This window comes from Microcoleus sp. CAWBG640, assembly GCF_020883015.1.
GTDB classification, from domain to species: domain Bacteria; phylum Cyanobacteriota; class Cyanobacteriia; order Cyanobacteriales; family Microcoleaceae; genus Microcoleus; species Microcoleus anatoxicus.
Genome location: NZ_JAHRFC010000150.1, coordinates 1 through 7067, shown reverse-complemented (window position 1 = coordinate 7067; position 7067 = coordinate 1). Strand labels below are relative to the sequence as shown.

Genomic DNA, 7067 nt, shown 5'->3' with positions numbered 1-7067 from the left:
GATGAATCGAGAGTGATAGCAGAAGGAAGAAGATCTAGTGAAGAAGGAACAAGTCACCCGCCCCACCCCCCTAGGGCGTGTTTTCAAACCCAAAGATCCCCCCCAGCCCCCCTTAAAAAGGGGGGGGAAAGAGTCTTTAAGTCCCCCTTTTTAAGGGGGATTTAGGGGGATCTAAATCTTAAGGAGTAGTTTGAAAACACGCCCTAGCCCCCCCCCAAGGGGGGAAATTCAGAAAGAAGGAAGAAGATCGATGTGAAGAAGGAACAAGTCACCCCCAAGGGGGGAATAAAGAAAGAAAGAAAGAATAAAGGAAGAAATTAACCGGAACTGATTATGATATTCTCGTAAATGCCATACCTGCATAAAATTAGCAATTTAGATGACCGCAACAGATTCTACTAAGCACCAAAAATCCAAAGCCCTGAAACCGGGTAGTCGCCGCCCTGCGAAAGAACTTTGCAGCGAGTGCGGTTTGTGCGATACATATTATATCCATTATGTCAAGGAATCTTGTGCTTTCTTAACACAGCATATCGCGGAACTGGAAGCAGAGATTCACGGGCGATCGCGCAATCTCGATAATCCAGACGATTGGTATTTCGGAGTCAGTCAAAATATGATGGCCGCTCGGAAAAAAGAGCCGATCGAGGGTGCTCAGTGGACGGGAATCGTCAGCACAATTGCCATTGAAATGCTGGAAAAAGGGATTGTAGAAGGCGTTGTTTGCGTCCAGAACACCAAAGAAGACCGCTTTCAACCGATGCCGATTATTGCTAGAACTCGTGCAGAAATTCTCGCGGCAAAAGTCAATAAACCGACTCTCTCTCCGAACCTTTCAGTATTGGAACAAATCGAAAAATCTGGGATGAAGCGGCTGTTAGTAATTGGGGTGGGATGTCAAATTCAAGCTTTGCGAACTGTTGAGAAAAAACTCGGTTTAGAAAAGCTCTATGTTTTGGGAACTCCTTGTGTGGATAATGTCAGTCGCGCTGGGTTGCAAAAATTCCTAGATACGACTAGCCGTTCTCCAGAAACAGTTTTGTCCTATGAGTTTATGCAAGACTTTAATGTTCACTTCAAACACGAAGACGGTTCGGTGGAAAAAGTGCCGTTCTTTGGATTGAATACTAAGGAATTGAAAGATGTTTTTGCTCCTTCTTGTTTGAGCTGTTTTGATTATGTCAATTCCTTGGCAGATTTAGTTGTGGGCTACATGGGTGCACCTTTCGGCTGGCAGTGGATTGTGGTGCGAAATGATACTGGACAAGAGATGTTAGACTTGGTAACGGATCAGCTAAACACTCAGCCGGTGATGTCTCAGGGAAACAGAAAAGAGGCTGTGCAGCAAAGCATTCCGGCTTATGAAAAAGGGGTGACTTTGCCCATGTGGGCGGCGAAGTTAATGGGAGTTTTTATTGAGAGAATTGGACCGAAGGGTTTGGAATATGCTCGGTTTTCTATTGATTCTCATTTCACTCGCAATTATCTGTACGTGAAGCGGAATTACCCAGATAAATTGGATGCTCATGTACCGGAATATGCTAAGCGGATTGTGGGTCAGTATAAGTTACCTGACGTTTAGTTGATGAGGGTGTCAAGGATGGAAGTATCCGAATCATCCAGGGTGCATCTCAATGAGTGCAAATATATTCGTAGGGGCGAAGCATGACGGCTGTAAATCTTTGGTGATCACTAATAATATCGTTTCCGGTTGCATCGGAATTATTAGCCGAAATTAGGACACGGTAGTACCCATAGGTCTCAACAATCGCCTAAAACCCTTGGTATCTCTCGTTCATAGCAAAGTCTAGATCCCCCTAAATCCCCCTTAAGAAGGGGGACTTTGATCAGACTCTTGTCCCCCCCTTCTTAAGGGGGGCTAGGGGGGATCTGGCCTTAATCGTTAAACAACAGTCTGTGACTGGGTTTGACCTTAAGTTGACACCAATGGGTAGTACCGTGTCCCTACCCAAAATAATCTTGTAGGGAAACGGCACTGCCGTGTCCTCTATATCATTCCGGTGTTACCGGAATTGATATAAATTGTCTGCGGTCATGCTTCGCCCTTACACAATCGAGATGCTCCCATCATCCAAATAAAAGTAGGGTGCGTAGCCTGAAACGATGATGGCGATGTGCCAGGATTCAGTAGCGACGCACTTTACGGAATTAATATGATTTGCTATGAGCCGCCGGCAAAGACAACTGAGGTGGAATTTTAGGATAGTTTGTTTCCCCGGAAATCACCGCCGGTTCTTGGGAAAGTAAAAACTCACGAATTACCCTAGCCACGACTCTTTGAGCTAAACCGCCGACTACTTGTTGGCCCATATTCTGCACTTCTGGTTTCACTAACAACTGGGGAAGTAGTTGTAATACTTTCATGCTGTCAAAACCGGGAGTTGATTGCAAAATATCCCAAATCCGTTTGATGTGTTCTAGGTTTTTTTGTTCAGTTTGTGAAACCATTGGTGGATTTTGTTTGACTCCAAACCATTCGCCGACTACTGATTTAGCATTAGCAAAGGCGTTGTTGGAAACTGTGTCGAGACTTTTGACTAATTCCAGGACTATGCGATCGCGAATAAAGTCTCCTCTTTGAGAAAATAAATAGTCTAATGCTTGGTTCAGGATTTTGCTGATGTCGTAGTCTTCGCTATCGCGGGCATTGTTGAGTAAGTTTTCTAACCGATTCCAGCGGAATTCCCCTTGTTTGAATAACAACTCTTGCAGAGATGTTCTCAATTCTGGTGCGGGGTCGCTCAACAGCCGTTTGGCGACGTAGGGATAGGCTTTGCTGAGAACTTTAAATTCGGGGTCAACGTTGATTGCAATGCCTTCTAAGGTGACGAGCGATCGAATAATCAAAGCATAGTAGGCTGGAACTCGGAAGGGATATTCGTACATCACTGCCGATAGTTCGTCTGTAATGCTTTTGAAATTGAGTTCGGCGACGCTAGCACCCAAAGCATTGTTAAACACTCTAGCCAAGGCGGGAATAATTGGTGTTAAATCGGTGTCTGGTGTTAAAAAATCTAACTTTACATAATCTTTGGCTAAACCTTCAAAGTCGCGATTTACCAAATGGACTACAGCTTCTAATAGGCCGTATCTTTGATATGGTTTAACTTCGCTCATCATGCCGAAGTCGAGATAAGCTAACTTACCGTCGGGAGTTGCCAAAAGGTTGCCTGGATGGGGGTCAGCGTGAAAAAACCCGTGTTCCAAGAGTTGTCTTAGGGAGCATTGCACGCCCACTTCAATTAAGTAAGGAGCGTCGATTCCTTGAGCTTTGACGGCTTCTAAATTGGTGAGTTTGATGCCGGTGATCCACTCCATTGTCAAGACGCGGCGGCGGGTATATTGCCAGTAGATACGGGGAACGTAAATATCTTTAAGGTGGCCGTAGAGTTCTCTAAAACGTTCGGCATTTTGTCCTTCGTGGGTGTAGTCCATTTCTTCGTAAATGCGTTCGCCCAATTCGTCCATAATTCCTGCGAGGTCGCTGCGAATCATTTTGAAGTTGTTTTGTGCCCACAGTGCGACGCGCCGCAGGATGTAGATGTCTAAACCAATGTTTTCGGCTAAGCCTGGTCGTTGGACTTTGATCGCGACGGTTTCTCCGGTTTTGAGTTTGCCTTTGTAGACTTGTCCGAGAGATGCTGCGGCGATGGGATCGGGGCTGATTTCTGCGTAGATTTCTCTGGGGTGGGCACCCAATTCTTCTTCTATAAATCTATATGCTACTTCGTTGGGAAAGGGTGGTAATTGGTCTTGCAGTGTTGTGAGTTCTTCTAAATATGCTGGCGGTACTAAGTCTGGTCTTGTTGAGAGTGCTTGTCCGATTTTGATGAAAGCTGGGCCTAGTTGACTGAGAATTTCTCGTAGTCTGGCGGCGCGACGCTTTTCGTTGGTGGCGGTGCGGCCTGTTTTGCCGTCGAACCACAAACTGAAGGTAAAGCCGAAAAATGTCCAAATCACACTCAGTAGTCTTCCCCAGACTTCTAGAGGGCGATTTTTGTATTCGGCTGCGATCGCCACTGGATCGTATCGAACAGCTTCTCCGGCTAACTCGAAAGCTATGTCTCTGGCTGATTTGAGGACTTCGGAGGTTACGGTGTCTGTCTCTATTGCTACTGGTACTGCTGGCAGGGGAATGGTGTTTGCATCTTTGAGATTGCCGAGTACAGGCTGAGTCGCAGAATTTGCATAAGTTGGCGGGGAGGCTGGCGATACAGTCTTGACATTCATAACTCAGACCTAGTGTGAAGCATTGTAAACATATTGTAACAATTTAAGGATGAAGGAAGACGGAAGAGTCAAAAAGGAAAAGGAAAAAGAAGATTTTCGTAACTGCTACTCGTGGCTTAAGTTGAGGAGTCGATCGCAAATTCCTGAGAGTTGCAATTTGGTACTGACGGGCGATCGAGGTTGAGGTATTTCCGTATTGGGCCAGTGGGCTAAGTCGTTACAGGGACAGCACTCGGCGGGCATTCCCGAATCCCGCAAGGGTACGGGCATGGCACAACGGGCGCAGGGACTGATTTCCCAAGCAGGTGTCAGTAGTTCGCCTATGGTTTCCTTTGTGCCTTCGAGATAACAGTCTCCGCTGTCGGGGGAGACTATTTTTTGCCAGCATTCTTCAAATTCTTGACTGTAGCGATCGCCCGCAATTACTGATTTCGGCAGTAGTGCTTCGGAACCGTTGCGAATTAATACTTTTTTGCCTAGCTGAAACCAGTAAGCAATATATTTTCTCACTTGATATTCTGATGCCATAAGCTTTTATTCAACCTTGCAAGCATTTTTTTATCTTAGACTTTCCTGCTTCATTTTTAACCTATTTTATGAACAGTAAAACTTCCTCCTTAAGGGGGATGTCGGGGGGAGCATCCCGATTTTGCATAGGCGAAGCATGACCGCAGACCATTTATTAGCGATCGCCAAAGATTTACAGCGGTCATGCTTCGCCCCTACGAATATATTTGCCAAACACAGATGCACCGATATCGGGAAACAAAATATCGATTTTGTTTGGGAATTTAGGTGGTGTGGGTAGCGAGATATTTTTTTAGGGATAATTATCTAATGTAGAGTTTTTTGTAAATGGGGAGAATATATTAGATTTTAACTGATTTTGTGGAGTTTGAAACTTATATTTTCTCTAAAGTCGATCGCCCGCCGGAGTGTTATTTGATAGCTGGAAGCCTTGTACCCAGAGCCGTGAGATTCAAGGCGTAACCTCCGGTGGCGAGATAAACACCATCGGCGATCGCCCCGATGTGGCGGACAAGAGTGCCGAGGCGATCGCGAAATAGCCTTCCCGCTGGATAAGCAGGCACTACTCCCCATCCGGTTTCCTCTCCTACCAAAATTACATCAGCCATGGCGGAGTGCAAACTAGCAAGCAAATCTTGTTGTGTCTGTTCCCAAACAGTGGCTTCTTGTTCCAAAAGATTTGCCGTCCAAGTTCCGAGGGAATCAATTAACAAGCAATTTGAGCGATCGGTCGATCGTACAACTGGTGACAATTCCTCGATCGCTTCTACAGTTTTCCACTCAGGGGGACGGCGATTTTTGTGGCGCTCAATGCGATTTTGCCATTCCCGATCTGCCTGGTCAATCTTACCTGTAGCCACATAAATTACAGATTTTCCTGAATCTGCTGCCATAGTTTCTGCTAATTCACTTTTGCCGGATCTGGCGGGTCCGGTTACTAAGATTATTTGTCTTGAACTACGGATTTTAGTCATTAGTTAATTGTTATGTATGGGTGGTTATTTGTGGGTAGTTATTTCTTAGTTTAATTTACCTTGAGTAATTGCCAAGAGTCATTTTTAAGGGATAATAACATTAATGAGACAAGATCGGACTAACTCGATCGACAACCCTAGCAATTGGGATGCTGTTATTTATGTCAAAACCTCAGATATCAGCAATAATTTGTACCCACAATCGTCACAGCTATCTAGGTGCGGCGATCGACAGTTTACTGGTGCAGGATTTTCCTGACAACTTTGAAATAGTCGTAGTGGATAACGCTTCTAGCGATTTTGAAACTCCTGGTAGCTCAAAAACGCGAACCCGCCAAGTGGTAGAAGCAAGACTCCCTAATCCCCTACTCAAGTACATTTGGGAACCAGAACTAGGTTTGTCAGTAGCCCGCAACAGGGGCGCGAAGGAAGCTGGCAGTGAAATTTTAGCCTATCTCGATGACGATGCCGTGGCCGAGTCCGATTGGCTCAGGGTGCTATACAGTGCCTATCAAAGCAATCCAAAATTGGCCGTAGCCGGTGGTAAAGTCAATTTGCTGTGGCCTTCTGGAGTCAGCCCTCCCAACTGGCTGTCCGCCGGATTGGCCCAAAATTTGGGAGCCTATGATTTAGGAGAAAAGTGCATCTACATAACGGTGGCCGGATTAACTCCCAGGGGTGTAAACTACTCAATCCGACGCTCTTTTTTACAACAAATTGGCGGTTTTGATGTCAAACTCGGTAGAATCGGCAACAAATTGTTGTCAAATGAAGAATTGCGGGCCACAGAACTAGCATTAGAGCTAGGTTGGCAAGTAATCTATGTACCGGAGGCTTTAGTGCTTCACAATGTAGATCCCTCGCGACTGCACAAAGCTTGGTTTATCGAGCGCGGGTGGTGGCAAGGCATCAGCGAGTGTTACCGGGAACAATTGTGCGATCGAGCCGGTATCAGTCAGCTTTGGCGCGGGGGCGAAAGAATACTCAGGGGTGCGTACAAGTCTTTTAAATACATTAAAAACCCAGGACTGCGCTTTGAAAATTTTGTTTTTGTCTGGGGTCAAATTGGTTATTTAAGTGCAGCCGTCCGTGGCATAATTTTTCCACCGAAATCGACCCAGAGGCATTAGGCTATAGGCAATATCCCTTGCTGTGTAGGGTCCCGCGGCGATGCCGATCGCATTTTATCCATCACAACTCGACCGCATTCAGTTTTAACCACTCGATTATGACCTCTAGTCCATCCAAGATTCCGGTTTCGGTTCTCATTCCGGCAAAAGACGAAGAACTTAATCTACCTGCGTGTCTGGCAAG

5 protein-coding genes are annotated in these 7067 nt (G+C 45.8%); 2 read left to right on the top strand and 3 right to left on the bottom strand.

What is annotated here, in order from left to right:
• The first annotated feature begins 379 nt into the window (after positions 1-379).
• Positions 380-1582 carry a Coenzyme F420 hydrogenase/dehydrogenase, beta subunit C-terminal domain gene (locus AAFP11_RS29185; RefSeq protein ID WP_341740161.1) on the top strand — a complete coding sequence of 401 codons (1203 nt, stop codon included), beginning with the start codon at positions 380-382 and terminating at the stop codon, positions 1580-1582.
• A 587-nt stretch (positions 1583-2169) separates the two neighbouring features.
• On the opposite strand, the gene AAFP11_RS29180 is transcribed toward AAFP11_RS29185, so the two are convergent.
• The 3 genes from AAFP11_RS29180 to cobU all read right to left on the bottom strand — a co-directional run bounded on the left by AAFP11_RS29180 (position 2170) and on the right by cobU (position 5753).
• Positions 2170-4251, bottom strand: coding sequence for an AarF/ABC1/UbiB kinase family protein (locus AAFP11_RS29180; protein WP_341740160.1), 2082 nt, complete (start codon positions 4249-4251; stop codon positions 2170-2172).
• A gap of 105 nt (positions 4252-4356) precedes the next feature.
• Positions 4357-4779, bottom strand: coding sequence for a hypothetical protein (locus tag AAFP11_RS29175; protein WP_341740159.1), 423 nt, complete (start codon positions 4777-4779; stop codon positions 4357-4359).
• A 410-nt stretch (positions 4780-5189) separates the two neighbouring features.
• Positions 5190-5753, bottom strand: coding sequence for a bifunctional adenosylcobinamide kinase/adenosylcobinamide-phosphate guanylyltransferase (cobU, locus tag AAFP11_RS29170; protein ID WP_341740158.1), 564 nt, complete (start codon positions 5751-5753; stop codon positions 5190-5192).
• A 161-nt stretch (positions 5754-5914) separates the two neighbouring features.
• Here cobU and AAFP11_RS29165 point away from each other — a divergent pair, with 161 nt between their 5' ends.
• Positions 5915-6883 (top strand): glycosyltransferase family 2 protein, encoded by a 969-nt coding sequence (locus AAFP11_RS29165; protein ID WP_341740157.1) that lies wholly within the window; start codon positions 5915-5917, stop codon positions 6881-6883.
• Positions 6884-7067: the final 184 nt, after the last annotated feature.